Source organism: Stenotrophomonas sp. YJH_SMC_94-11 (genome assembly GCF_059370435.1).
Genome location: NZ_JCAFTR010000003.1, coordinates 319901 through 344786, shown reverse-complemented (window position 1 = coordinate 344786; position 24886 = coordinate 319901). Strand labels below are relative to the sequence as shown.

Below are 24886 nucleotides of genomic sequence, written 5' to 3'. Positions count from 1 at the left end.
AGCCTGTGACCGATATCGGCCGACGCCGGTTGTTGCAGGCCGGCGTTGCCGCCGGCCTCTCTCCACTGCTGCCCAGCATCGCCCGGGCCGCCGCGATCGCCCCCGCCGCGCAGACGCGCAGCCTGGAAGACCTGCAGCACATCGTGGTGTTCATGCAGGAGAACCGCTCGTTCGACCACTACTTCGGCACGCTGCCGGGCGTACGTGGCTTCGGTGATCGGTTCGTCGCCCCGGCCGCCGCGCTGCAAGCAGGTGGCCGCGTCCGCAGCCTGTGGCTGCAGCCCGATGCCAGCGGCGAGCGCGCGATCGCGCCGTTCCCGCTGGATACCGCCGCGCACTTCGGCTACATGCGCGTGGAAGGCACGCCGCATACCTGGCCCGATGCGCAGCGCGCCTGGGACCAAGGTCGCATGGGGCAATGGCCGAAGGCCAAGCAGAACCACTCGATGGGCTACTTCCAGCGCAGCGACCTGCCGTTCCAGTTCGCCCTGGCCGATGCCTTCACGATCTGCGATGCCTACCACTGCGCAATGCAGGCCGGCACCAACCCGAACCGGGTGTTCCTGTGGACCGGCCACAACGATGGGCATGCGCGTGCCGGCGGCCCGGTGATCGCCAATTCGCACGACAACTTTCCCGAACAGGGCGGGTACCCGGCGTCGTACCGCTGGACCAGCTATGTCGAGCGCCTGCAGAGGGCCGGCGTGTCCTGGCAGATCTACCAGGACATGGCCGACAACTTCACCGACAACCCGCTGGCGGGCTTCGAGGCCTTCCGCCAGGCCCACCGCGCGGCGCCGGGGCATGACCCGCAGCTTCGCGCGCGCGGGGTCAGCACGCGCGGCCTGGCGCAGCTGCGCCAGGACGTCATTGACGGGCGCCTGCCGCAGGTCAGCTTCATCATCGCCGACGCGGCAGGCAGCGAGCATCCTGGTCCTTCCAGTCCCGCCCAGGGCGCGGGCTATACCGCGCGCGTACTGGATGCGCTGACCGCCGATCCGCAGGTATGGAGCCGCACTGCCCTGCTGCTGATGTTCGACGAGAACGATGGCTTCTTCGACCACATGCCGCCACCTGCCCCGCCTTCGCCGGTGGACGGTGGCTGGGCGGGTGTGTCCTCGGTCAGCACCGAAGGCGAGTACCACCGCCACCCGGCACCGGGTGACGAGAAGTACGATCTCGCCGAACTGCGCGGGCGCCCGTACGGTCTGGGACCGCGCGTGCCGCTGTACGTGATCTCACCGTGGAGTCGCGGTGGCTGGGTCGATTCGCAGGTGTACGACCACACCTCGGTCATACGGCTGATCGAGCGCCGCTTTGGCGTGGCCGCACCGGACATCTCGCCGTGGCGCCGCGCGGTCTGCGGCGACCTCAGCAATGCGTTCGACTTTGCCCAGCGCGATACCCGCCCGTTCGTCCGCGGCCTGCCCGACGTGAGTGCGGTTGCCGCACGCGCCGCTGCCTTGCCGGGGCGCACCGTGCCCACGCTGCCGGAGGGGCTGAAGCCAGCGAAACAGGAAAGCGGTGTACGTCCCGCGCGCGCCCTACCCTATCGACCGCAGGCATCGATCGCTGCGGTCGACGCTGCGGGCGTGGACCTGACGTTGTCCTGCGAAGGCGCGGCGGCAGTGCTGCATGTCTACGATCGGCTGCGGCTGGATGCGGTACCACGCCGCTACACGCTGCTGCCAGGTACGCCGCTGCGCGAGCGCTGGCCGTTGGACGCCCAGGGCCGCTATGACCTTTGGCTGCTTGGTCCGAACGGCTTCCACCGCCACTTCCAGGGTGCGTTCAAGGCTCCTGCCGTGCAGGCTTCAATCGATCGCGCGGACGGCCAGCTGCGGCTGCACCTGCGCAATCTGCACAACAGCGCGCAGAATGTGCGGGTGCAGGCCGGTGCCTATGCCGGGCACATGCCTGAGCAGGCGCTGGCGCTGCCGGCGCATGCTGAGGCCACGGTGGCATGGGACGCGGCGCCCACCGCAGGGTGGTACGACCTGCGCATCGGTGCGGGCGACAGTGCACTGCGACTGGCCGGCCGCGCCGAGGATGGGCGCCCCGGCACCAGTGATCCGGCAATGGGCAGCGAGCCCTTGCGGTTCGAGCACGATTGAGGAGCCCTCTGTAGAGCCGAGCCCACGCTCGGCTGCTTCTCGCCCTGGTCGCATTGCCCCGACAAAGCAGCCGAGCATGGGCTCGGCTCTACGCGGCAGATCGGCAGATTCAGGCCTCCTGCAGCCCCGGCCGGCCGTGCTCCACCGCATAGCGTTTCCAGCTCTGCAGCACGCCATTCGGCTGCATCACAGTATCCAGCGTCTTCATGTCGCCGATCCACGCATCACGGGTGACATCACACAGCACATAGCCACGCTTGTCGATGGTCGCCTTCAGATAGGGGCTGTGTGCAAGCTGGTTCCTGGCATACGCGTCCACGCCCTGGCCATCGGCCCCGGAGGTGATCGACGTGGCGAGGAACTCGCTGGAGATCACGCCCGAGTCACGGTGGTCCTGCACCAGATCGCTGGCATAGTGGCGATGCGCGTCGCCACAGGCGGTCACCACGTTGCCGAAGCCCACCTTCTGGATGTGCTCGAGCAGGCGCCGGCGGCTGTCCAGGTAGCCCGACCACTGGTCATCGGACGACTGCACTACCCCGTCCTTCTCGCGCATGTAGTTGCCCAGCGCCACTTGGTGGGCGATGGTATGCCAGCGCGGCGCGGCATCGGACAGGCCATCGAACAGCCAGCGCTCCTGCTTCGCCCCCACAATGCTGCGCTCCGGCGATTCCACCTCCTCGCGCAGCGTCATGTTCACCTGCTTGCTGCGGTACTGGCGGGTGTCGAGCAGGTGCAGGTCCATCAGCGTGCCGTAGCGTGCGCGCCGGTACATCTGCATGTGGCCGTCGCGCGGGAACGCCGAACGGCGCAGCGGCATGTTCTCGTAGTAGGCCTGGAACGCCTGCGCGCGCCGCAGCAGGAACACTTCGCTGGGCGTATCGTCCTGGTCTTCGGCGCCGGCCCAGTTGTTGTCCACTTCATGGTCGTCAAAGGTGACGAACCAGGGAGCCGATGCATGAGCGGCCTGCAGGTCGGCATCGCTCTTGTACTGGGCGTAGCGGCGGCGGTAATCATCCAGCGTATAGATCTGCGGGCCGACGTGGTTGCGCAGGTTGGTGAACGGCTGGCCGTTCATCTTCCGCAGGCCCGGCTGGCTTTCGCCTTCGTAGATGTAATCGCCGTAGTGGAAGACGAAGTCGAGCGGTTCCTCGGCGATGCGCCGCCACGCGGTGTAGTGGCCTTCTTCGTAGTGCTGGCAACCTGCCACCGCAAAGCGCACGCGATCCACCGCTGCCGTGGCTGCCGGCAGCGTGCGGGTGCAACCGACCGCACTGGCATGGCCACCCACGGTGAAGCGGTACCAGTAGGGCCTTCCGGGCGCCAACCCGTCCAGCTCCACGTGCACGGCGTGACCGAGTTCGGGATGCGCCATCGCCGAACCCTGGCGCACTACCTTGCGCATGCCTTCGTCCGCGGCCAGCTGCCAATCGACCAGCATCGGCCGGGCCGGCATGCCACTGCCGAACACCAGCGGCTCGGTCGCCAGGCGCGTCCACAGCACCATGCCATCGGCCGAGGGATCCCCCGAGGCCACGCCCAGGGTGAAAGGTGTGCTGGCAAAGCGCGGCTTGGCCAGCAGGTTGCGCGGGTTCAGCGCGGTGGCATCGGCCCGCGCGGCCAGCGCATGTGCCGTGCCCATCCAGGCACCGGCAGCGGACAGGCCGGCCAGCGCCAGGAATCGCCTGCGATTGATCGTATCCACGGCTGTGCCCTCAGTTGTAGATGATGTGGAAGTAGAAGAAGCGGCCGTAGTCGTCGATCTCGGTTCGGAAACGCCCGTTCGGACCGGTGCTGTAGGTTGGCTGGGTGTTGAACAGGTTCTTGGCCTCGTACTTCAGCGTCACGTGCTTGCCGACCTTGTGGCTGAAAGCCATGTTGAACGTCAGGTATGGGTCGTAGTACGAATCCAGCCATTCGGTGTCGCCGAAGTCGACCAGCATCCGGCTGCGGTAGGTTCCGGACAGGCGCAGTTGGGCGCTCCTCCATGGCATGCGCCAGATCACCGAACCATTGAGCGACCAGTCCGGCTGGTACAGCAGGCGATCCAGGCGACGCTCGGTGCCGTCGCTGATGCGGTAGTTGGTCTGGCCTTCCAGCCGGGTTGCATTGAAGTACATGTCGAAGCGCTGGCGGCCCCACTGCAGATTGCGATTGGCCACCGCGAACTCGACGCCACGAAGCTTCGACTCGTCGGTGTTCATCGGCTGGGTGACCCGGTAGCGGGTATCACCCACGTTCTCGAAGGTGGTCAGGGTGTAGATGTCGTCCTTGATCACCTTGTCGAACAACGCCACCGAGACCAGGCCGTTGTTGCCGTTGAAGTACAGGTCCCATGCAAGGTCGATGTTGGTGGAACGGCGCGGCTGCAGATCGGCATTGCCCTGCTTGATGGTGCAGAAGCCCCTGCCCTCCTCGTCATCGCCACAGCTGGTGCTGGTGGCCTGGGCGATGTTGCTCGGCGTCGGCCGGCCCAGCGTGCGGCTGGCGGAGAAGCGCAGGCGCTGGTCCTCGGTGAGCTTGAAGGTTGCGTTCAACGAGGGCAGCAGGTTGTTGTAGCCACCGCTCGTGTTGCGGAACGCAGAGGTATAGGTAGCGCCGCCATCATCGCTGAACGGGCTGTAGGCATCGAAGCGGGTGTGGTCGTAGCGCAGGCCGCCGATCAGCAGCAGCCGGTCCCAGGCGTAGTGCGCGGATACATAGGCATTGGTGATGTCCTCCACGTACTTGTAGTCGCTGGTGAAGTTGGCATTCGGATACGCCGCATTGTTGCTGCCCAGTTTCGGCAGCAGTTCCTCGGTCCACTTGCGGTTGTCGATCAGCGGGAAGCCGGGCACGCTGCCCAGCAGTGTCGAACCCGGATACAGGTAGTCGTTGAGCGTGGCGCTGCTCTTGAAGTAGTCGAAGTCGATGTCCTGCCAGATCTTCAGGTGGCGGTACTCGGCACCGGTGGCCAGGCCGAAGCCACGCGCATCGGCGTCGATGTTGTAGCTGAAGTCCGCGCGCAGGTTGTCGATGCTCTCCTTGGCATCGCGCGGAGAGACATAGGCCTGCGCCGGATTGAGCTTGAACGCGGAGCTGGTCAGCAGGCTGGAATCGGAAACCGCCACCGCATTGGGGAAACCGTGGCTGTCGTTTTCGTAGTCAACGAACAGATTGCTCGGGTAGGCGCGCACTCCCCAGTAGACCTGGCTGTTATGGAAGGTCTCTTCGGTGTGGCCACCGCGCAGGGTCAGGCGCGAACGGTCGCCGATGTCCCAGTTGAAGCTGGCGATGGCGCCACGGTTGCTGCGGTCCCAGCGGTCGTGTCGGTTCTTGATGTAAATGCTGTTGATCTGCGTGGTGCCGCTGTCCTCGGTCTGGTTGCGGATCGGAAACTTGGCGTTTCCATACAGATCCGTCTTGTTCATCGTCGAGTTCTCGTAGAACCGGTACGAGTACAGCAACAGCGATGCGTAGAACGGATCATCCGAGGGCTTCCACTCAAGCTTGGCGGAGCCACCGAAGTTGGTGATGAAGTTGGTATAGGTGCCGGTGCTGAAGTTGCCAGGCGCACGCAGGCCGTTCCAGCCCTTGGCCTCGTCCGGACCGGTGGTGCCGTCGGTGAGGTATTTTCCAGCGTCGTTGTAGTAGTAGTTCGACTCCACCCAGCGCTTGACGCTGTTGCGTGAACGCTGCTCATAGCGTGCCACCGCAACGATGCCGAACTCCTGGTCGGCGCCGAACTGGTCGGAGAACACCATCTTGGCGCTCTTGCCGAAATGGCCCAGGGTCTCGTGGTTGCCGCCAGCGCTGCGCTCGACGTTGGTCTCGGCTGTGGAATAGATGCCTGCCACGTCGGCAAACACGTACCTGCCCGACCGGTCGAAAGCACTGCGGCTGATGATGTCGATCACACCGCCGATCGCATCCGGTGCCTGCTCCGCGCTGAAGCTCTTGTAGATGTCGGTACGGGTGCCGATGTCGCTGGGAATCAGCTGCAGGTTGTTCATGCGCTCCCCGGAGCCACTGCCACCCACGCTGGCAATCGCGATGCCATCGATGGTGGTGTAGTTGAGGTTGGCCTGCACGCCGCGTACCGTCACGTAACGTGGCTCACCAGCATCCTCCACCGCACTCAGGCCTGGAGCGGCCATCAGGCTCTCGGCCAGGGTCTCGTCGCCGTAGCTGTCCATCTCGTCGTAGACCACCGAATCCTTGATCACCGGCGACGACTTCTTCTGGTCGATCACCTCGTGCGCGGCAATCACCTTCACCGTGTCCAGGGTCGGCGCCACCACCGCTCCGGCCTCGCGCGGCATCGGCGCGGCTGGCTTCGGCGCGTTGCGTGCGGGTGCCGGATCGATGGCGATGACATTGCCATCCACCACGGTGTAGCCCAGGCCGGTACCCGCCAGCAGTGCGTCCAACGCCTGCTTGACGGTGGCGCCACGTGGCACAGCCCCGGCCATGTGCGCTTCACCGCTACCCGAGTACAGGAACTGCACGCCGGAACTGCGCGACAACTGCTCAAGTGCACGGGCCAGCGGTTGCGCCGCGATCGGCGCCGACACGCGGGCTTCAAGGCCATCGGCAGCGGCCGCGGCCGCGGCCGCCATTGGCACGCTGCAGGGAGACAGGGCGAGGATGATCGACAGGTAGAGCGTGTTGCGCATCACGGGTCCTTGGAAGAGAGAAGGCAGCAGGCGCCGCTGCGTGGCTCGGCAGCGGCTTCTTCCAAGTAAGAGCCCGCATCCACCGAAGTGGAGAACGCGGATTCGATGAATTTTTTCTGACAGCCCACCACCGCGCGGGCCTCAGCGACTGCCGACCCGCACTGTGTCGCCTTCGCGCCTCACCACGAAGCGTGGGTCGCGTTCGAGGAAGGCCTGCAGCGCACCGATGCGATGCGCATCGAGGCTGCCGGACAACCGTGCCGATGCCGCGCCTTCGTCCAGCACGCGCACCTGCACCTGGTTGTGCCGGTTGAAGGCAGCTGCCACCTCATCGAGCCGCTCATCGAGGAAGGACACTTTGCGCTGTTGCCAGTCCAGCAGCATCGACAGCGGCATGTCCACTGACTCGACGGCATGGCTTCGCGCATCGACCTGCACCACCCGGCCCTGCTCCAGCTGGGCCAGGCGGTGGGCACCCGCGCCCTGGCTCCAGACCTCGACCTCGCCGGAGACGACGCCGATGCGTGTGCTCTGCAGCCGTCGCGATACATCGAACACCGTGCCGATATCCCGGATCTCCAGGCCGTTCACTTCCACCTCGAACGGACGACGGTCGCGGGCGATGTCGAACGTGGCCTCCCCCTGCAGCAGCTCCACCTTTCGGCTGAACCAGCCCATGCGTACCCGCAGTCGGCTGTCCGCGTTGAGCCGCACCTGGGTCTGGTCGGGCAGCACCAGGTCGCGAAGCTCACCCTGTCCGGCACTGTAAAGCTGCTCGGTGGGCATCACCTGCGAAACCAGGCCCACGCCGATCAGGGCAACACAGGCCGCGGCAGAGACCGTCCACCAGCGCACGCGACCGCGACGCAGCGCGGCGCGGGGCGGCGCGTGCGCACGACCGAACAGCGGCACCACCTTGGCGGCGACCTGCCGCGGTGGCACCAGCGCCTCATCAGCCAACGGCGATTGCAGCGCCTCGCCCACCTGCCGGTGCAACGCGAGCGCGCGCATGTAGGCGCGAACATGCTCGGGCGAGCGCTTCATCCAGTCCAGGAACGCGACACGCCCGGCCTTGTCCAGCACCCCCTCGCGATTGCACAGGAACCAGTGCGCCGCCTCACGTGCGACCTCGTCGTCAGGCCTGCGTGATGGATACCGATTCATGTGAGCTCCCTGGCGCCCAGCGCCTTCCTGCAGGCCTCCAGCCCCTTGCCGATATGCTTGCGCACCATGTGCACCGACACCTGCAGCTGCTGGCTGATTCCCGGGCAGTCCAGCCCGTCGCGGTAGTGCAGCTCCATCACCCGGCGCGTGGTCGCCGGCAACCGCGCGATGGTGCTGCGGATATCGTTCCAGCGCTGCGCACGCTCGAATTCGCGCTCGATGTCTTCTTCGCTTTTCAGCACTTCGGCCAGCAGATCGATGTCTTCCAGCGGCGGCAGCGACGACCGCACGCGGGCGTGCTCGCGCGCCAGGTTGGCCGCCACGGTGAACAGGTAGGCTTCCGGGTTCTGGACCGCGTCGGCATCCTCGCCGGTGCTGCGCAGCAGCCGCAGATAGACCTCCTGCGCCAGGTCTTCGGCATCTTCGCTGGCCGAACCGCGACGCAGGAAGAAGCCACGCAGCAGCCGGCGCCGCAGTTCGTAGCTCTTCTCCCAGATCCTCACGCTGTTCACGGCCGGCCAACCACCCCGAGGCTGGAAAGCCCAGCAGGGTGACCGCCATCGATGACAGTGGCGTTTCAACGACCGGCAGGCAGCCGCTAGAATGCCGCCCCTGCAATGTCCCGGCAGCCGGCACAAGGAGTGCCCAGCAATGAACGCACGCACCGCCATCCACACCTTCAGCAGCCTGCTGTTCCTGCTGCTGGTCGCCCACACCACCGCCTACCAGCAGCAGATGTGGCCGCCCAGCCGGGTCATCCATGTGCATCCGGTGATCGTCGCCCTCGCCTATGCACTGGGCGTGCTCACGCTGCTGCTGTGGATCGGCGGCGGTCGCGTACCAGAACCGGCCCAGCGTCTGGCGCGCTGGCTGCCCATCGTCGCCTGGTGCCTGCTGTGCGCCGGCGTGGCGGTCATCCCGATGTTCCTGCCTGGACTGTACCCGGCCTGATCAGCGGCGGTACGCAGTGCATCCGCGCATGATGCGGCGCCCGGCACCAACCCTTGCTTGCCAGAGACCCAAGCCGGGCCCGCCTATCGAAGCCGCGGGGCCAGGCCTACGCTTGTCTTCTCGGTGGCCGCCACGGTCGCCCTTCGCGTCACGGCATTGCCGTTGCGACCCCGCTCCAGTGCTGTGCGCCCTGATGGTGTTGTCGCTCAGGCAGACGTCCAAACGGCGCCCTCTGGAGACAGTCATGAACCAAGCCCTGATCCCCTTCGATACCGACCCGCTGGAAGCGCGGGAGTGGTGTGAATCGCTGGAGGCGGTGATGCAGGCCGGTGGCCGGCCACGCGCGCACTACCTGATCAACCAGCTGAGCGATCTGGACGCGCAACAGCACGGCGACCTGCATACCCGCGCATGGACGGCCTACGTCAATACCATCCCGCCCGAACGCCAGCCGCCCTATCCCGGTGACCTGGCCATCGAGCGCCGCCTGAACGCAATGATCCGCTGGAACGCGATGGTGATGGTGCTGCGTGCTGGATACAGGACGCGATCGACAAGTACGGCATCGACACTGGCAAGCACGATCCGTCCGCGGTGTAAGGCGGCTGCGTTCACCACGCCCGTTGTGCGAGCCTGGTGAACGCAGCATCGCTACGGCATGCGCTTGAACAGATTGGTCTGCAGGATCGGCGTGCCGTCGTGGCCGTAGAACGCCTTGGTCTCGGTCATCGTCGCCCGGTCATCCGCCACGGTGTAGATGCGGGTGGAGGCGGGCGTCCCGTGATCCACCAACTGCATCACCAGCGTATTCGGGGCCGGCAGTTTCAGGTTTGCCTTGTCCGCGCCGTAGGTGCCGGACAGGGCACCCGGCGTGCCATCCAGCGCCAACGTGCCGTCGGACTTCATGGTCTTGCCGTCGTGCAGGACGATATCCACGTGTGAGCTCCAGCGGCCACCGCCGGCGTCCTTGAACTCCAGCACCACCTGCTTCGGACGCTGCGCCTCGGGTAGTGCCGAGGTCGCGGTGTCCAGCGACCAGCGCCCCAGCAGCGGCGACGGGGACGCTTCCACGGCCAGCGCCGACCCGGCCGGCAGCGAACACGCACACAACAACACAGCGGACAACAGCTTCATACGTTGCTCCGTTCCAGTGAAGAAGGTGCTGCGTGACGCGTCGTGGGGCGCAGCGCTTCGGATCGTGCACAGCATCGGGGCCCCGCACAAGGCAGGGCGCTGAACGCGCGGCAACCTCGTTCGCGCCTCCCGCGATTCAGGTCTGGCGGCAAGGCCTCATCACGTCCTTGTCGATACAAATAGTTACGTTATAACATTTCACTTCTATTTTACGAGTCCTGCCATGCGTCGCCACCTGCTTGCTGCCGCCACCCTGTTCGCCGTCCACACCGCCCACGCTGCGGACGCGCCTACCCTTCCCACCCTCCAGGTACAGGCCTCCCCGCTCTCGCGCATCGACAGCCGGGTCACCGTCGATAATCCACAGGCGCAGAACCGTACCCTCGGAAGCGTGCTCGAACATGTCTCCGGCGTGCAGAGCAGCGCCTTCGGGCCGAACGCGGGCGCCCCCGTCATCCGCAGCCTCAGCGGCAACCGCGTGCAGATCCTGCAGGATGGCCAGTCCATCCTCGGCATGAACGCGATCAGCGGCGACATCAACATTCCGTTCGATCCACTGTTCGTGCGCAGCGTCACCGTCAACAAGTCCTCGGACGCCGTGCGCTATGGCGGCAATGCGATCGGCGGCAGCGTGGAGATCGATTCGGGCCTGGTCCCGCGCCGCATGGGAGACAAGGAGCAGTCGATGGAACTGATCCTGCGCAAGGGCTTCAATGCCGCCGACGCTCAGGGCTTCCGCATGAACTTCAACAACCAGCGCAGCCTCTCGACCAACCTGCAGGTCTCGCGCCAGCGCATCTCGCACTACGACATCCCGGGCAACAGCAAATCCGACGTCTGCAACACCCGCCTGTTCCCGCCTACCGGCGGCGTCAACTCGGCGCTGGCCGACAGCTGCCAGAAAGAGGCGCGCGTCCAGCAGATCTACAACAAGGCCTCGCAGCCGTACATCGACCAGTTCATGACCGAGAACCCGGACTGGGCCGATGGTGACTTTTCGTTCTACACCAACAACCCGACCTCGGTCTGGCAGCGCCGCACCTACATCAATCCGGTCAACCCGGCCTACGTGCCCGGCACACCGTCGTACGTGCAGAAGCAGATCAACAACGATGTCACGCCCGACTACCATCACCGGCTGGGCAACAGCTACGCACGCAACTCGCAGGTGGCCTTCGGGTCGACGCTGTTTTTCGACCGTGGCTACGTGGGTGTCAGCATCGATGCCAAAGACAGCGAGTACGGCGTGCCGGGCTTCTCGATGCAGAATCTGTCGTTCGGCTCCAACGATGCCGATGGCCTGCCGGTGGGCGTGGTGATCAAGCAGGAACGCTACGCGCTGGAAGCCCTGCTGCGCGATCCGCTGCCGTGGTTCGAACGCGCGGAGCTGCGAGTTTCCAGGCTGGACAACACTTCGGGCGAGCACCTGGGCAGCACCCGGGCCAATGACTACGACTTCAAAAGCAGCCAGGTCGAACTGCTGCTCAGTCACCTGCGGCTCGGGCCGCTCAGCGGCCTGCTCGGCTTCAGCCACCAGTCGCGGCAGGTCACCGGCGGCGGTTCACTGCGCTACCTGCCCGACGTCGACACCCGCAGCAACGCGGTGTTCCTGAAAGAGGCACTGGACGTCGGCTGGGCCACCTTCGATGCAGGTGTGCGCCACGAGCGCGTCGACCACGAGCTGCAGCCCAGCCGCTTCAGGACCGCACGCAACGCCGCCAATACCAAGCTGCAGGACCGTTCCTACCGGCTCAACAGCTACAGCGTGGGCTCCCGTGTCGAGCTCGGTCCTCTGTTCGCCGCCAAGGTGCGCTACGCATCTTCGCAGCGCGCACCGGAGATCAACGAGCTGTATGCCAGCAACGCACACTACTCGGTGATGACCCAGGAAGAAGGCAACCAGAACCTCAAGCCGGAGCGCGCGAAGAACCTGGAGCTGACCGGCCTGTTCCACATCGGCGGCTTCGAACTGTCGGCCACTGCTTACCGGATGAAGTACGAGAACTATCTCTACCTCGGCCATTCCGGCCTGCAGACCGCCAACCGTCTGCCGCTCAAGTACTGGAAGCAGACCGACACCACGGTGAAGGGTTTCGAGATCGACGCATCGCAGGCACTTGACCTGGGCCGCTATGGCACGTTGAACATCTCTGCCTTCGCCGATCTGGTGAAGAACAAGGCCGACCACCCCGATCCGCTGCGCGCCCACAACGATGGCGAGTACCTGCCGAACATGCCGACCAACCGCTACGGCGCCAACCTGCAATGGCAGCGCGAAGGCTGGAAGGCGCAGCTGTCGAGCACCTACTACGACACGCAGGAGTACCTCGGCCGCAACGTCAGCGAGGAGATCCCGCTGGATGCGTTCAACCTGGTTGACCTGCAGGTCAGCCGCGAACTGCCGGTGCGCAGCAGCTACATCGCCGGCATGGAAGTGTTCGTCAACGGCAGCAACCTGCTCAATGAGGAAGCGCGTCCACACAACTCGCCACTGAAATACATCGCGCCACTGCCGGGGCGGGGCTTCCAGGTGGGTGTGACGCTAAAGCTCTGAGGAGAGCCTGATTCGGCCACCATCCAGCGATCAATGATCGCTGGATGGCACGCCGGGACCCTGCATCCGTGCAAAGAAAAACGCCTGCAGATCGATGATCTGCAGGCGCTTCTTTGTATCTGGCGGAGTGAGAGGGATTCGAACCCTCGATAGAGCTTTTGACCCTATACTCCCTTAGCAGGGGAGCCCCTTCGGCCACTCGGGCATCACTCCGGGGTTTTCTCCGCGTCTGGTGCGTTGCACCTCAGCGGGGCGTGAATCATAACGTTAATCGAGTGCGAAGGTAAAGCGTTATTCGGCAGAATTTTCGCTACCGGTGCCACCGGCTTCATCACCACGCTGGATGCGCTGATAGATCTCTTCGCGATGGACAGCGACGTCCTTCGGCGCGGTGATGCCGATACGCACCTGGTTACCCTTGACGCCAAGCACGGTGACGCTCACCGAGTCTCCGATCATCAGGGTTTCGCCGACGCGGCGAGTCAGGATCAACATTTTTGTAAGTCTCCATGGAACCGTGTGGAAGGGTATCCCCCACCGGCTTGACGCTCCGTCAAGAAGCGCTACCACGACAAAGGGAAAAGATTCGCAATGGTACCGTCAGCCGTCCCGCTCCTACAAGGAGGGGGACGGCCAGGTTCATCACAGGCGGGGGCTGACCCATTCGACGACTGCAGCCAGCGCAGTGGCAAGGGCGGGCCCGTCCTCGCCACCACCCTGGGCGAGGTCCGGGCGTCCGCCGCCCTTGCCCCCGATCTGACCGGCGATATGGGACAACAGTTCCCCGGCCTTGACCTTGCCCATTGCGCTGCCGTTCACGCCTGCGACCAGGGCGGCCTTGCCGTCCTGGGCGCCGGCCAGCACGATCACCGCGTCGCCCAGCTGCTGCTTGAGGCGGTCCATGGCGTCACGCAAGGCCTTGGCGTCGAAGCCCTCCAGGCGGGCGGCCAGCACCTTCACGCCAGCAACCTCGACGGCCTGGCCGGACAGGTCGGCCGTGGCACCCGCAGCAACCTTGGCCTTCACGCCTTCCAGTTCGCGCTCCAGCTGCTTCTGGCGCTGGCCGAGGGCACGGATCTTCTCGACCACGTCGGCAGCACTGCCACCGAGCAGCTCAGCGGCCTCGGCCAGGCGGGCCTCTTCGGCGTCCACGTAGTCCAGCGCGCCCTGGCCGGTGACGGCCTCGATGCGGCGCACGCCCGCGGAGACGCCACCCTCGGAGGTGATCTTGAACAGGCCGATGTCGCCGGTACGGTTGACGTGGGTACCACCACACAGCTCGGTGGAGTAGTCACCCATCTTCAGCACGCGCACGTGCTCGCCGTACTTCTCGCCGAACAAGGCCATCGCGCCGAAGTCCAGCGCTTCCTGCATGCCCATGGTGTGCACTTCGGCGGCGTTGTTGGCGCGCACCTGCTGGTTGACCTTGCGCTCGATCACCGCCAGTTCGTCGGCACTGATCGGCTGGAAGTGCGAGAAGTCGAAGCGCAGGCGGTCCGGCGCGACCAGCGAGCCCTTCTGCTGCACGTGAGTGCCCAGCACTTCGCGCAGCGCGGCGTGCAGCAGGTGGGTGGCCGAGTGGTTGAGGATGGTGGCGCCACGGCGCTCGCCATCGACCTGGCCGGACAGCACGTCGCCGACCTTCAGGCCGCCTTCGGACAGGGTGCCGACATGGCCATGGAACTGGCCGGCGAACTTCTGGGTGTCTTCCACCACCAGGCGCACGCCGTTGCCGGTCAGCACGCCGGTGTCGCCGACCTGGCCGCCGGACTCGGCGTAGAACGGGGTCTGGTTGGTGATGACGATGACTGCGTCACCCGCATCGGCCGACTGCACCGGACGACCGTCCTTGAGCAGGGCCAGCACGCTCAGGCCGTCGGCCTGCAGGCGGTCATAGCCCAGGAACTGGGTCGGGCTGAGGGTCGCCACCAGCTCGGCTGGCAGGGTCACGCCGCCACCGAACTTGCCGGCCGCGCGCGCGGTCTCGCGCTGCTGCTCCATCGCGGCATCGAAGCCGGCGATGTCGACGGTCAGGTCGCGCTCGCGGGCGATGTCCTGGGTCAGGTCGAGCGGGAAGCCATAGGTGTCATACAGGCGGAAGGCGTCAACGCCCGGGATCACGCCATTGCTGGCCTTGCCGGCCACGTCTTCGAAGATCTTCATGCCGGCATCGAGGGTTTCGGCGAAACGCTCTTCCTCGGCCTGCAGCGCACGGGTGACAGTGTCCACCGCAGCCGGCAGTTCCGGATAGGCCTCGCCCATCTGCTCGACCAGTGTCGGCACGAGCTTGCTGAAGAACGGCTGGCGCACGCCCAGCATCCAGCCGTGGCGCAGGGCGCGGCGGATGATACGGCGCAGCACGTAACCCCGGCCTTCGTTGGACGGCAGCACGCCGTCGACGATCAGGAACGAGCAGGCGCGGATGTGGTCGGCAATCACGCGCAGCGACTTGTTCTCCAGGTCGGCGGTGCCGGTCAGCTCGGAGGCCTTGCGGATCAGTGCCTGGAACAGGTCGATCTCATAGTTGGTGTGCACGTGCTGCAGGATCGCCGCCAGGCGCTCCAGGCCCATGCCGGTATCCACGCACGGCGCCGGCAGTGGCACCAGGGTGCCGTCGGGCTGGCGGTCGAACTGCATGAACACCAGGTTCCAGATTTCGATGAAGCGGTCGCCGTCTTCATCCGGGGAACCCGGGGGGCCACCGGCGATATGGTCACCGTGGTCGTAGAAGATCTCGGTGCACGGGCCGCACGGGCCGGTGTCGGCCATCTGCCAGAAGTTGTCCGAGGCAAACGGTGCGCCCTTGTTGTCGCCGATGCGCACGATGCGCTCTTCCGGTACGCCGACCATGTCGCGCCACAGCTCGTAGGCTTCGTCATCGGTCTGGTAGACGGTGACCAACAGGCGTTCGGCCGGCAGCTTCCAGACCTGGGTCAGCAGTTCCCAGGCCCAGGCGATCGCGTCCTTCTTGAAGTAGTCGCCGAACGACCAGTTGCCCAGCATTTCGAAGAAGGTGTGGTGGCGTGCGGTGTAGCCGACCTGGTCGAGATCGTTGTGCTTGCCGCCCGCGCGCAGGCAGCGCTGCACGTCGGCCGCGCGCACGTAGCTACGCTTCTCCGCACCAAGGAACACGTCCTTGAACTGCACCATGCCGGAGTTGGTGAACAGCAGGGTCGGATCATTGCCCGGCACCAGCGGCGCCGAGGGCACGATGGTGTGGCCTTTGGCCTTGAAGAATTCAAGGAAGTCGCTGCGGATCTGGGATGTCGTGAATTTGGCGGATGCGTTCATTGGGGGCTGGCAGTCTGCGGGCCGGCGGACCCGGACCACCGGCCGTGTTGGCCAGGGTCGCGAGGGAGCGCCGAAAACCTAAAGGGTATCAGGCCCGGCGCCGCCAGTCTCAGTCATCCGGGTCGTAGCGGGTCGCACGGCGGATGCTGTCGCCGTCGAAACCCCGTCGGGCCAGCAGATCGGCGGCCTTGCGCCGCTGCGTCAGGTCCTGCGGACCGGCCTCGCCAAAGCGCCGGCGGACCAGATCACGGGCATTTTCCTGCCAGTCGCCATCGTAACTGTCCATCGCCGCGGCAATCGCGGCACTGTCCAGGCCATGGGTGCCCAGCTCGGCGCGGACATGGATCGGGCCATAACCCGTATTGGCGCGCATCCGCACCAGGTTCTCAGCAAAACGGGTGTCGTCCTGCCAGCCCGCTTCGGTCAGCTTGGCGACAGCGGCCTGCGCGGCTTCGTCTTCGACGCCACGGGCGGTCAGCTTGCGGGTGAGTTCCTTGCGCGAGTGCTCGCGGCGGACCAGCAGGCCCAGCGCCCGTTGTACGGGAGTCTGCTCACGCTGCCGGCGCTTGCGGCCGGTAGGAATGTCTTCGGCGTCGGACATCGATGCTCCAAGGGTGGCGCCGTCCTTGGCGCCCTGCCCATCCCTGGGCGATTCGAACCTGTGGGACAGGGCGACGTCACTGACGGCGCCGCCCTGCCCCACAGCAAGCCTTACTCGTCGTCGCCTTCGTCGTCGCCTTCCTCGCGGGCCGCTTCGGCCGGCTGGAATTTCTCACGCAGTTCGGCCTCGAGCTTGGCGGCGACGGTCGGGTTGTCGCGCAGGTAGCCGCGGGCATTGTCCTTGCCCTGGCCAATGCGCTCTTCACCGTAGCTGTACCAGGCGCCGGCCTTCTCGACCAGCTTGGCATCCACGCCCATGTCGATCAGTTCGCCCTCGCGGCTGATGCCTTCGCCGTACAGGATCTCGGTGATGACCTGCTTGAACGGAGGCGCCAGCTTGTTCTTGACGACCTTGATCTTGGTCTGGTTGCCGATGATCTCATCGCCCTTCTTGATCGCACCGATACGGCGGATGTCCAGGCGGACCGAGGCGTAGAACTTCAGCGCGTTGCCGCCGGTGGTGGTTTCCGGGCTCTGGCCCGGCATCATCACGCCGATCTTCATGCGCAGCTGGTTGATGAAGATCACCAGGGTGTTCGAACGCTTGATGTTGCCGGTCAGCTTGCGCAGCGCCTGGCTCATCAGGCGGGCCTGCAGACCCGGCAGCTGGTCACCCATTTCGCCTTCGATTTCGGCCTTCGGGGTCAGCGCGGCGACCGAGTCGACCACCAGGATGTCAACCGAGCCCGAACGGACCAGCATGTCGGCGATTTCCAGCGCCTGCTCACCGGTGTCCGGCTGCGACAACAGCAGGTCGTCCACGTTCACGCCCAGCTTCGCGGCGTAGATCGGGTCAAGCGCGTGCTCGGCATCGATGAAGGCCGCGGTACCGCCCATCTTCTGGCATTCGGCGATGGCCTGCAGAGTCAGGGTGGTCTTGCCCGAGGATTCCGGCCCGTAGATCTCAACGACACGGCCCTTCGGCAGACCGCCAATGCCCAGTGCGATGTCGAGCATCAGCGAACCGGTCGGGATGGCTTCGACGGGCTCGACCACGCGGTCGCCCATGCGCATCACCGAGCCCTTGCCGAACTGCTTCTCGATCTGGCCCAGAGCAGCAGCCAAGGCGCGCTTCTTGTTCTCGTCCATCGTATTGGTCCTTGCAGAGGTCATGTCGTTGGGGGTGCTGTCTTTGGGGGTCTTCTTTGCCATGGGTTCACTTTAAGTCGGACGTATCGCACAGGCTGAGATTCTGCCCGGCGCTCTGAAAAGAATTATCGGACATCCGTACCAACCTCAGTGGAACCAGAGAATCGCCACAAAAGACCGCGGGGTAATGCACCATGGAGCGGGTCAACGATTGGGCCGAAGCAGGCCGCAATAGAGGCCTTCGATCGCAAAATCCTGGTCCGGCAGCACCTCGATCGGCTTGTAATCGGGATTGCGCGGCAGCAGGCGGATGCGGTCCTTGGCGATCTTCAGCAGCTTGACGGTGATCTCGTCATCGATGCGGGCCACCACGATCTGCCCGGAACGGGCGTCGCGGGTGCGGTGCACGCCGATCAGGTCACCGTCGAAGATGCCCTCATCGATCATCGAGTCGCCCTGCACTTTCAGCAGGTAGTCCGGCGCCGGCGAGAAGAACACCCGGTCCAGCACCACGAAATCGTCGGAGCCGATGTCGGCACCGATCGGCAGGCCGGCAGCGACCCGGCCCAGCACCGGCAAGCGCAGCACGCTGTCCGGAAGGCCCGGCTCGGCCAGCTTTTCGACCGGCGGTGCCTGCACCAGGCGGATGCCGCGAGCCTGGCCCGGGATGCGACGGATCGCACCGGCCTGCTCCAGAGCTTCCAGGTGGTACTGGGCCGCACGCACGCCCTTGAAGCCGAACGCGCGTGCGATTTCAGTCTGCGACGGCGGTGCGCCTTCGCTCTCGATACGCTCGGCGATCAACTGCAGGATCGCCTGCTGGGTGTCGGTCAGGTCCATGGTTAGTAGTATTACTACTAACGCACACAACTGCAAGTGCCGGGTACGACAAACAGGTGATGGGGATCTGTAGTGCCGAGCCATGCTCGGCAGTTGGGCCAATGGCCGGGCGGCAAAGGCAAAAGCAAGGGCAGCCGACCAGCGGTCGGCCCTACAGGAATCGCGCAGCGATTCCACGGTTCCGATGGGGAACCGCTGCGGCAAGCACACTATGTGTGCTTGCCGCTCCTCCATATGGAGAACAGGATCCACACGCCGCAGAAGCCGGCGCCGATGAAACCGCACACGCCCAGTGCCAGCAGCCAGCGACTGGAGACCCCGCCAACGCTGTGCATCACGATCGAGGACCCGATGATCAGCGCGGCGGTGACGATACCCATCACCAGCCGGTTCGCTGCCCGATTCACCTGTTCGCCAAAGCCCTGCAGCGCAGTGGTTTCCACCTTCAGCTGGAGGCGGCCGCGGCGTGCCGCCTGGACCAGCTTGCGCAGGTCGCGCGGCAGTTCCCCGGCGAAGTCGACCAGGCCCAGCAGGCTGCGTCGGCCACGCTTGAGCAGCGCCTTGGGCGCATAGCGCTGCAGCACCACCCGTTCCAGGAACGGGCGCGCGGCACTGGCCATGTCGAAATCCGGGTCCAGCTGGCGCCCCATGCCTTCCAGGGTCAGGAAGGCCTTGATCATCAGCGCCAGATCGGCCGGCAGGGTCAGGCTGTAGCTGCGCAGCAGCTGGGTGATATCGCCCAGCATCAGGCCGATGCGCAGGTCCTTCAGCGGCACGCCGCGATACTGGTCGACGAACTGGCTGATGTCGTGCTGCAGGCGGTTCTCGTCCACTTCCACGCCGCCGGCCCAGTCCAGCAGCACATCGGCCACGCTCTGCGGGTCCTGCTCGACCAGCCCGTGCAGCAGCTGCGCGACCTGGAAGCGGCGCACTTCGGACAACGCGCCGACCATGCCGAAGTCAATCACGCCGATGCGGCCGTCACGCAGGTAGAAGATGTTGCCGGGGTGCGGGTCGGCGTGGAAGCAGCCGTCCTCCAGCACCATCTTGAGCACGATGCCGGCACCGCGCCGAGCCAGTTCGCGCCGGTCCAGGCCCGCCGCATCGACGCCGGCCAGGTCACGCCCGGGAATGCCGTCGACGAAGTCCTGCACATTCAGGCTTTCACAGGTCCACTGCCAGTGCACGCTGGGGATCAGGATGTCGTCACGGCCGTTGAAGTTGCGTGCGATGCGTTCGGCGTTGCGGCATTCGGCGGCGAAATCCAGCTCGCGTCGCAGCGACACGGTGAACTGCTGCACGACCTCGGCCGGACGATAGCGGCGCAGGTCCGGCAGCCGCGCCTCGACGATCTCGGCCAGACGCGCCAGCAACCGCAGGTCGGCCTCGACCACGTCGCGGATACCCGGGCGTCGTACCTTCAGCACCACCTCGCGGCCGTCATGCAGGCGCGCGCGATGGGCCTGCGCCAGCGAGGCGGCGGCCATCGGGATTTCATCGAGGAAGGCGAACACGTCTGCAGGCGAGCCGCCCAGGTCGGCCTCCAGCTGCTCGCGGATATCGGCATACGGCAGCGCGGGTACCGCGTTCTGCAGCTCGGACAGTTCAGCGATCCATTCCGGCGGCAGCAGGTCGACGCGCGTCGCCAGCACCTGACCGAGCTTGACGAAGGTCGGGCCGAGATCCTGCATCGCGCTGCGTACGCGCACCGGCGCGGTCATCCGCAGCAGTTCCTGGCGATCCTCGTTCCAGTGCAGCAGGCGCCCAGCGCGCTCCAGCGTGGTGGCCAGGCCGATGCGCCGCACCACGTCACCGAAACCATAGCGGATCAGGACAACCGCAATTTCCTGCAGTCGGCCCAGGTCACGGACCGTGCCCAACGTTTCCCACATCATGCGTGCTCCGGACGATTACCGGAGCAGCATGTCACAGCTGGGCGTCGATGCCGCGCAATGCCGCCGCCACGGTTTGCCGGCGGATGGCTTCGCGGTCGCCCTCGAACTGGAACAGCTCGGCGCGGGCGTAGCCGCCGCGCCGCTTCCAGCCGATCCAGACGCTGCCGACCGGCTTGCCAGGGCTGCCGCCGCCGGGACCGGCGATGCCGGTCACTGCCACCGCGATGCCGGCCCCCGAGTTGACCAGCGCACCGGAAACCATTTCCAGCACGGTTTCGCGGCTGACTGCGCCAAACTGCTCCAGCGTCTGTGCGCGCACGCCGAGCAGGCGCTGCTTGGCTTCGTAGCTGTAGACCACCATGCCGCAGTCGAAGAATGCCGACGACCCTGCGATGTCGGTCATGCACTTTGCAATCCAGCCACCACTGCAGCTTTCAGCGGTCACCAGCTGCAGCGAGGCCTGCTCGAGGCGCTGCCCAAGCGCGGCGGACTGGATATTGAGTTCAGCGTCGGTGGGGATGGACATCGGCATGACGGTGGGGTGAAGAACCTGCACGTTGTACCGCAGATGACAGGCAGATGTCGCGCCCATCCGGGACGGTTGCGCTGCCGGCCGGCGGCCGGCACTCGCCGGCCCTGCCAGGTGCTACCTCACCACTCCGGCAGTTTCTCCGGCAGCAGCGCCCGGATCGGTGCGCCGTCGGCACTGGCGGCCAGCTTCTCGGCTTCGGCAATCGGCAAGTCGACATGCAGCAGCCAGCCTTCCTCATCAGCCTGCTCGCTGCGGATCACTTCCAGCTGGTGCAGGCGCGCGCGCAGGCGGCCGGCATCCGGCGGCAGGCGCAGTTCGCCGGTGACATGCTGCAGGCCCAGGCGCTTGCCCAGCACCGCCTGCAGCAGCTCCAAGCCCTGACCGTCACGCGCAGAAATCCACACCCGCTCGCGACGCGATTCGTCCGGGATACCGTCCTGGCCGTCGTGGCGCACGTCGGCGCCGTCAATGCGGTCGATCTTGTTGAACACCAGCAGCTGCGGCAGATCGCCGGCACCGACTGCGGTCAGCACTTCGTCCACCTGGGCGATGCGCTCCTCGCGGTGCGGGTCGGCAGCATCGACCACGTGCAGCAGGAAATCGGCCTCGCGCGCCTCGGACAGGGTCGAGCGGAACGCAGCGACCAGGTCATGCGGCAGGTCGCGGACGAAGCCAACGGTGTCGGCCAGCACCACGTTGCCGCCCGGCACCGCGATGCGGCGCACGGTCGGATCCAGCGTTGCGAACAGCTGGTCGGCAGCATAGGCCTCAGCGCCGGTCATGGCGTTGAACAGGGTCGACTTGCCGGCGTTGGTGTAGCCCACCAGGGCCACGCGCGGCAGCTCGCTGCGCACACGCGCACGGCGCATCTGGGTGCGCTGCACTTCGACCTTTTCCAGGCGCTTCTGCAGCTGCTCCACCCGCTTCTGCAGCAGACGGCGGTCAGTTTCCAGCTGGGTTTCACCCGGTCCGCGCAGGCCGATCGAACCGCCGCGCTGGCGCTCCAGATGGGTCCAGCCGCGCACCAGCCGCGTAGCCAGGTGGCGCAGCTGTGCCAGTTCGACCTGCAGCTTGCCTTCGTGGCTGTGCGCACGCTGGGCGAAGATGTCCAGGATCAGGCCGGTGCGGTCGATCACCCGGCGCTCGAGGAAACGTTCCAGGTTGCGTTCCTGGCCCGGGCTCAATGCATGATTGACCAGGATCAGGTCGGCCCCGCTGGCGTCGGCCGCAGCCTTGATCTCGTCCAGCTTGCCGCTGCCGATCAGGGTCGACGGATTCGGACGGTCCAGGCGCGCAGTGATCGTCGCGGCGATGCTGGCCCCGGCCGAGCGGGCCAGATCACCGAATTCTTCGAGCACATCGTCTTCCAGCTTGCCGAAATGGGGCTGGATCAACAGGGCGTGTTCACCCTTTTTCGAGCGGTCAAACATTCACCGCTCCGGTATTACTCGTCTGCTTCATCACCTGCCTGACCGCCTTCACCCGACTGCACGTAACCACCGCCCGGACCGACCTTCACGTTGCGTGCCGGAACGACGGTGGAAATGGCGTGCTTGTAGACCATCTGACTGACCGTGTTGCGCAGCAGGACCACGAACTGGTCGAACGACTCGATCGTGCCCTGCAGCTTGATGCCGTTCACCAGGTACACCGAAACCGGCACGCGTTCGCGCCGCAGTGCGTTCAAGAAAGGATCCTGCAGCGATTGCCCCTTGGACATTGCACACTCCTGATTATTGTTCTTATTGGGTTGCCGACGGTTGCCGCGGCCCCCGAGCCGCCCGCCGACCGATGATGTTACACGGCTGGCGGGGATTCAGCGTGCGACGAAGGTCGACACCGCGCTGGCCAGGCGCTCCCCATCAACATGGGGGTCGAACCAGCGCGCATCAAGCTCGCCGCGCAGCCAGGTCAGCTGGCGCTTGGCCAGTTGCCGGGTGGCGAAGATCGCCTTGTCACGGAAACGGACGGCATCACCCTCCCCGTCCAGGTACTCCCAGGCCTGCCGATAGCCGACCGCACGCACTGCCGGCAGGTCCAACGGCGCCTCCACGGCTGCCATTTCCGGCATCGCGCGCAATGCCCGCACCTCGTCGAGAAACCCCTGCCCCAGCATGGCGTCGAAGCGCGCCTCGATGCGCTGGTGCAGAACCGCACGGTCGCGTGGAGCGAGAATCAGCTTGAGGGTGCGCACCGGCAATGGCGCTACGCCCGGCCGGCGCTGCCATTCAGTAATGGGGATACCGGTCAGGCGATAGACCTCCAGCGCCCGCTGGATGCGTTGCGGATCGGTCGCATGGATGCGTGCGGCGGCGGCCGCGTCGACCTTGGCCAGCTCGGCGTGCAGTGCCACCCAGCCACGCTCGGCCGCCTCGGCGCTGAGCGCTTCGCGCATTGCCGGGTCGGCCTCCGGCATCGGCGACAGGCCCTGCAGCAGCGCCCGGAAGTACAGGCCAGTGCCACCGGCCAGGATCGGCGTCCTGCCACGCGCCACGATGTCGGCCACGACCCGCCCGGCATCGGCGGCGAACTCGGCCGCCGAGTAGGTCTGCCAGGGGTCACGCAGGTCCAGCAGATGGTGCGGCGCCTGCGCGCGCTCCGTCGCATCGGGCTTGGCCGAACCGATGTCCAGGTGGCGGTACACCAGTGCCGAGTCGACGCTGACGATTTCGCCATCCAGCTGCCGTGCCAGGGCGATCGCAGTGGCGGTCTTGCCACTGGCGGTCGGCCCCATCACGGCGATCGCCAGTGGCCGCCGATCGATACCCATCAGTCTTCTTCCGGCCAGCGGATCGTCGGCGCAGCGTCGGCGCGCGGCGTCGGTACGGCTTGCACCGCCTGCCAGATCTTCAGCGCATCAACTGTGGCCGCCACGTCATGCACGCGTACGATGCGCGCGCCACGCTGGACCGCGATCAGGTGCGCGGCCACCGAGGCCGCTACCCGCTCGGACGGCGTATCGCGACCTGTCAGTTCACCGAGACTGCGCTTGCGCGACAGGCCGGCCAGCATCGGCACGCCCAGTTCCAGAAAGCGCTCCGAACGCGCCAGCAGGGTCATGTTGTGGCCGGTGGTCTTGCCGAAGCCGAAACCGAGGTCGATCAGCAGGTTCTTCCTCGCGATGCCTGCCATCTCGGCAGCGAACAGGCGCTGCACCAGGAAGCCGTGCACCTCGCCGACCACATCGTCGTAGTGCGGATCGGCCTGCATGTGGCCCGGTTCGCCCTGCATGTGCATCAGCACCACCGGCACGCCGGTTTCCGCAGCGGCCTCGAGCGCACCCTCCTGACGCAGGCCGAAGATGTCGTTGATCATGCCGGCGCCAGCGGCCACGGCCGCGCGCATCACTTCCGGCTTGAAGGTGTCGATGCTGATCGGCACATGGGTCCGGGCCGCCAGCTGCTCGATCACCGGAATCACCCGGCCCAGCTCCTCCTCGACCGATACCGGCGTGGCGCCCGGGCGGGTCGATTCGCCGCCGATATCGAGAAGGTCCGCGCCCTCCTCGACCAGCTTCAGGCCATGAGCGATTGCGGCCTCGGTGGTGTCGTGCGCGCCGCCATCGGAAAACGAGTCCGGGGTGACGTTGACGATGCCCATGACCTGGGCACGGTCGAGGCGCAGGATGCGGCCGGCGCAATCGAGCTGGGGCGAGGTATCGAACATCGGTAATCCTGCTGGAACAACGGCGGGTAGTTTAGTTCGGCAGGGCGGCGCCCTGCACCCGCAGAGGCAACGGCCAAAGCCAATGCGGCTCTGGATTGCTGATGGTCTGGCGGGACGGTGGGGGGCTGCAGGACACGCCGTAAACCCATCCTTGGGGGCTCGATGGCGCCATCCATGGCGCCAACGGTCCTGCAGCCCCACACCGCCCCACCTCCGACAGATTCCCGGTGACGGTTGGATGGGGCCCGGTAGATCCACGCCATGCGTAGATGAATCTCCGTCGGAATCGAATATTTCGAATTGGAGTCGAAATGCATCCACGCATGGCGTGGATCTACCGT

General features: G+C 66.0%; 19 protein-coding genes, 1 tRNA gene and 1 pseudogene. 4 read left to right on the top strand and 17 right to left on the bottom strand.

Annotated features, from left to right (window positions below; genetic code table 11):
- Window positions 1-5 precede the first annotated feature (5 nt).
- The gene (locus AC5P74_RS08405; RefSeq protein WP_329841790.1) at window positions 6-2114 is read left to right on the top strand and encodes a phosphocholine-specific phospholipase C; all 2109 of its coding nucleotides are present in this window, start codon (window positions 6-8) and stop codon (window positions 2112-2114) included.
- A 109-nt stretch (window positions 2115-2223) separates the two neighbouring features.
- Here the strand turns inward: AC5P74_RS08405 and AC5P74_RS08400 are convergent, their stop codons facing one another.
- The 4 genes from AC5P74_RS08400 to AC5P74_RS08385 all read right to left on the bottom strand — a co-directional run bounded on the left by AC5P74_RS08400 (window position 2224) and on the right by AC5P74_RS08385 (window position 8445).
- Window positions 2224-3819: an alkaline phosphatase D family protein gene (locus AC5P74_RS08400; RefSeq protein ID WP_329841789.1), complete on the bottom strand. Its 1596-nt coding sequence runs from the start codon at window positions 3817-3819 to the stop codon at window positions 2224-2226.
- Window positions 3820-3829: 10 nt separating this feature from the next.
- Window positions 3830-6769, bottom strand: coding sequence for a TonB-dependent receptor (locus AC5P74_RS08395; RefSeq protein ID WP_329841787.1), 2940 nt, complete (start codon window positions 6767-6769; stop codon window positions 3830-3832).
- A gap of 141 nt (window positions 6770-6910) precedes the next feature.
- A complete protein-coding gene (locus AC5P74_RS08390) occupies window positions 6911-7933 on the bottom strand; it encodes a FecR family protein (protein WP_329841785.1) in 1023 nt (340 codons plus the stop codon).
- On the bottom strand, window positions 7930-8445 hold the full coding sequence (locus tag AC5P74_RS08385; RefSeq protein WP_329841784.1) for an RNA polymerase sigma factor: 516 nt from the start codon (window positions 8443-8445) through the stop codon (window positions 7930-7932). Before AC5P74_RS08385 ends, AC5P74_RS08390 begins: the two co-directional genes overlap by 4 nt.
- 139 nt (window positions 8446-8584) lie before the next feature.
- Between AC5P74_RS08385 and AC5P74_RS08380 the strand changes: the two genes are divergently transcribed.
- Window positions 8585-8884: a hypothetical protein gene (locus AC5P74_RS08380; RefSeq protein WP_053499112.1), complete on the top strand. Its 300-nt coding sequence runs from the start codon at window positions 8585-8587 to the stop codon at window positions 8882-8884.
- Window positions 8885-9128: 244 nt separating this feature from the next.
- Window positions 9129-9422 (top strand): annotated as a pseudogene (aceE, locus tag AC5P74_RS08375) (pyruvate dehydrogenase (acetyl-transferring), homodimeric type); the annotation flags it as partial.
- 113 nt (window positions 9423-9535) lie between these two features.
- Here aceE and AC5P74_RS08370 read toward each other — a convergent pair.
- A complete protein-coding gene (locus AC5P74_RS08370; protein ID WP_005416092.1) occupies window positions 9536-10018 on the bottom strand; it encodes a hypothetical protein in 483 nt (160 codons plus the stop codon).
- A gap of 223 nt (window positions 10019-10241) precedes the next feature.
- Between AC5P74_RS08370 and AC5P74_RS08365 the strand changes: the two genes are divergently transcribed.
- Window positions 10242-12572, top strand: a complete 2331-nt coding sequence (locus AC5P74_RS08365) for a TonB-dependent receptor domain-containing protein (protein WP_329841783.1) — start codon at window positions 10242-10244, stop codon at window positions 12570-12572.
- Window positions 12573-12692: 120 nt separating this feature from the next.
- Here AC5P74_RS08365 and AC5P74_RS08360 read toward each other — a convergent pair.
- From AC5P74_RS08360 to folP, 12 genes are all read right to left on the bottom strand, one after another.
- Window positions 12693-12785: transfer RNA gene (locus tag AC5P74_RS08360), tRNA-Ser, on the bottom strand.
- A 78-nt stretch (window positions 12786-12863) separates the two neighbouring features.
- A complete protein-coding gene (csrA, locus tag AC5P74_RS08355) occupies window positions 12864-13067 on the bottom strand; it encodes a carbon storage regulator CsrA (protein ID WP_004152909.1) in 204 nt (67 codons plus the stop codon).
- 147 nt (window positions 13068-13214) lie between these two features.
- A complete protein-coding gene (gene alaS / locus AC5P74_RS08350; RefSeq protein WP_329841782.1) occupies window positions 13215-15863 on the bottom strand; it encodes an alanine--tRNA ligase in 2649 nt (882 codons plus the stop codon).
- Between the two features lie 109 nt (window positions 15864-15972).
- Window positions 15973-16464: a recombination regulator RecX gene (recX, locus tag AC5P74_RS08345; RefSeq protein WP_053499104.1), complete on the bottom strand. Its 492-nt coding sequence runs from the start codon at window positions 16462-16464 to the stop codon at window positions 15973-15975.
- Between the two features lie 110 nt (window positions 16465-16574).
- Window positions 16575-17612 (bottom strand): recombinase RecA, encoded by a 1038-nt coding sequence (gene recA / locus AC5P74_RS08340; RefSeq protein WP_005416046.1) that lies wholly within the window; start codon window positions 17610-17612, stop codon window positions 16575-16577.
- A 204-nt stretch (window positions 17613-17816) separates the two neighbouring features.
- Window positions 17817-18452: a transcriptional repressor LexA gene (lexA, locus tag AC5P74_RS08335; RefSeq protein ID WP_005416045.1), complete on the bottom strand. Its 636-nt coding sequence runs from the start codon at window positions 18450-18452 to the stop codon at window positions 17817-17819.
- Window positions 18453-18661: 209 nt separating this feature from the next.
- Window positions 18662-20344: a 2-polyprenylphenol 6-hydroxylase gene (gene ubiB / locus AC5P74_RS08330; RefSeq protein ID WP_329841780.1), complete on the bottom strand. Its 1683-nt coding sequence runs from the start codon at window positions 20342-20344 to the stop codon at window positions 18662-18664.
- 34 nt (window positions 20345-20378) lie between these two features.
- Window positions 20379-20873 (bottom strand): CinA family protein, encoded by a 495-nt coding sequence (locus tag AC5P74_RS08325; RefSeq protein WP_005416043.1) that lies wholly within the window; start codon window positions 20871-20873, stop codon window positions 20379-20381.
- A gap of 125 nt (window positions 20874-20998) precedes the next feature.
- Window positions 20999-22309 carry a ribosome rescue GTPase HflX gene (gene hflX / locus AC5P74_RS08320; RefSeq protein ID WP_282254798.1) on the bottom strand — a complete coding sequence of 437 codons (1311 nt, stop codon included), beginning with the start codon at window positions 22307-22309 and terminating at the stop codon, window positions 20999-21001.
- A 14-nt stretch (window positions 22310-22323) separates the two neighbouring features.
- On the bottom strand, window positions 22324-22599 hold the full coding sequence (gene hfq / locus AC5P74_RS08315) for an RNA chaperone Hfq (protein WP_004152891.1): 276 nt from the start codon (window positions 22597-22599) through the stop codon (window positions 22324-22326).
- Between the two features lie 96 nt (window positions 22600-22695).
- A complete protein-coding gene (gene miaA / locus AC5P74_RS08310) occupies window positions 22696-23649 on the bottom strand; it encodes a tRNA (adenosine(37)-N6)-dimethylallyltransferase MiaA (protein WP_346607903.1) in 954 nt (317 codons plus the stop codon).
- Window positions 23649-24545 carry a dihydropteroate synthase gene (gene folP, locus AC5P74_RS08305; RefSeq protein ID WP_495204877.1) on the bottom strand — a complete coding sequence of 299 codons (897 nt, stop codon included), beginning with the start codon at window positions 24543-24545 and terminating at the stop codon, window positions 23649-23651. The genes miaA and folP overlap by 1 nt, the downstream gene beginning before the upstream one ends.
- Window positions 24546-24886 lie beyond the last annotated feature (341 nt).

Excerpts from the sequence above, each read along its gene's own strand:
- AC5P74_RS08390 (WP_329841785.1), bottom strand. The coding sequence starts at position 7,933 with ATGAATCGGTATCCATCACGCAGGCCTGACGACGAGGTCGCACGTGAG.
- recX (WP_053499104.1), bottom strand. The coding sequence starts at position 16,464 with ATGTCCGACGCCGAAGACATTCCTACCGGCCGCAAGCGCCGGCAGCGT.
- AC5P74_RS08380 (WP_053499112.1), top strand. The coding sequence starts at position 8,585 with ATGAACGCACGCACCGCCATCCACACCTTCAGCAGCCTGCTGTTCCTG.
- recA (WP_005416046.1), bottom strand. The coding sequence starts at position 17,612 with ATGGACGAGAACAAGAAGCGCGCCTTGGCTGCTGCTCTGGGCCAGATC.
- lexA (WP_005416045.1), bottom strand. The coding sequence starts at position 18,452 with ATGGACCTGACCGACACCCAGCAGGCGATCCTGCAGTTGATCGCCGAG.
- AC5P74_RS08395 (WP_329841787.1), bottom strand. The coding sequence starts at position 6,769 with ATGCGCAACACGCTCTACCTGTCGATCATCCTCGCCCTGTCTCCCTGC.
- ubiB (WP_329841780.1), bottom strand. The coding sequence starts at position 20,344 with ATGTGGGAAACGTTGGGCACGGTCCGTGACCTGGGCCGACTGCAGGAA.
- AC5P74_RS08365 (WP_329841783.1), top strand. The coding sequence starts at position 10,242 with ATGCGTCGCCACCTGCTTGCTGCCGCCACCCTGTTCGCCGTCCACACC.
- hflX (WP_282254798.1), bottom strand. The coding sequence starts at position 22,309 with ATGTTTGACCGCTCGAAAAAGGGTGAACACGCCCTGTTGATCCAGCCC.
- folP (WP_495204877.1), bottom strand. The coding sequence starts at position 24,545 with ATGTTCGATACCTCGCCCCAGCTCGATTGCGCCGGCCGCATCCTGCGC.
- csrA (WP_004152909.1), bottom strand. The coding sequence starts at position 13,067 with ATGTTGATCCTGACTCGCCGCGTCGGCGAAACCCTGATGATCGGAGAC.
- hfq (WP_004152891.1), bottom strand. The coding sequence starts at position 22,599 with ATGTCCAAGGGGCAATCGCTGCAGGATCCTTTCTTGAACGCACTGCGG.
- miaA (WP_346607903.1), bottom strand. The coding sequence starts at position 23,649 with ATGGGTATCGATCGGCGGCCACTGGCGATCGCCGTGATGGGGCCGACC.
- alaS (WP_329841782.1), bottom strand. The coding sequence starts at position 15,863 with ATGAACGCATCCGCCAAATTCACGACATCCCAGATCCGCAGCGACTTC.
- AC5P74_RS08325 (WP_005416043.1), bottom strand. The coding sequence starts at position 20,873 with ATGTCCATCCCCACCGACGCTGAACTCAATATCCAGTCCGCCGCGCTT.
- AC5P74_RS08370 (WP_005416092.1), bottom strand. The coding sequence starts at position 10,018 with ATGAAGCTGTTGTCCGCTGTGTTGTTGTGTGCGTGTTCGCTGCCGGCC.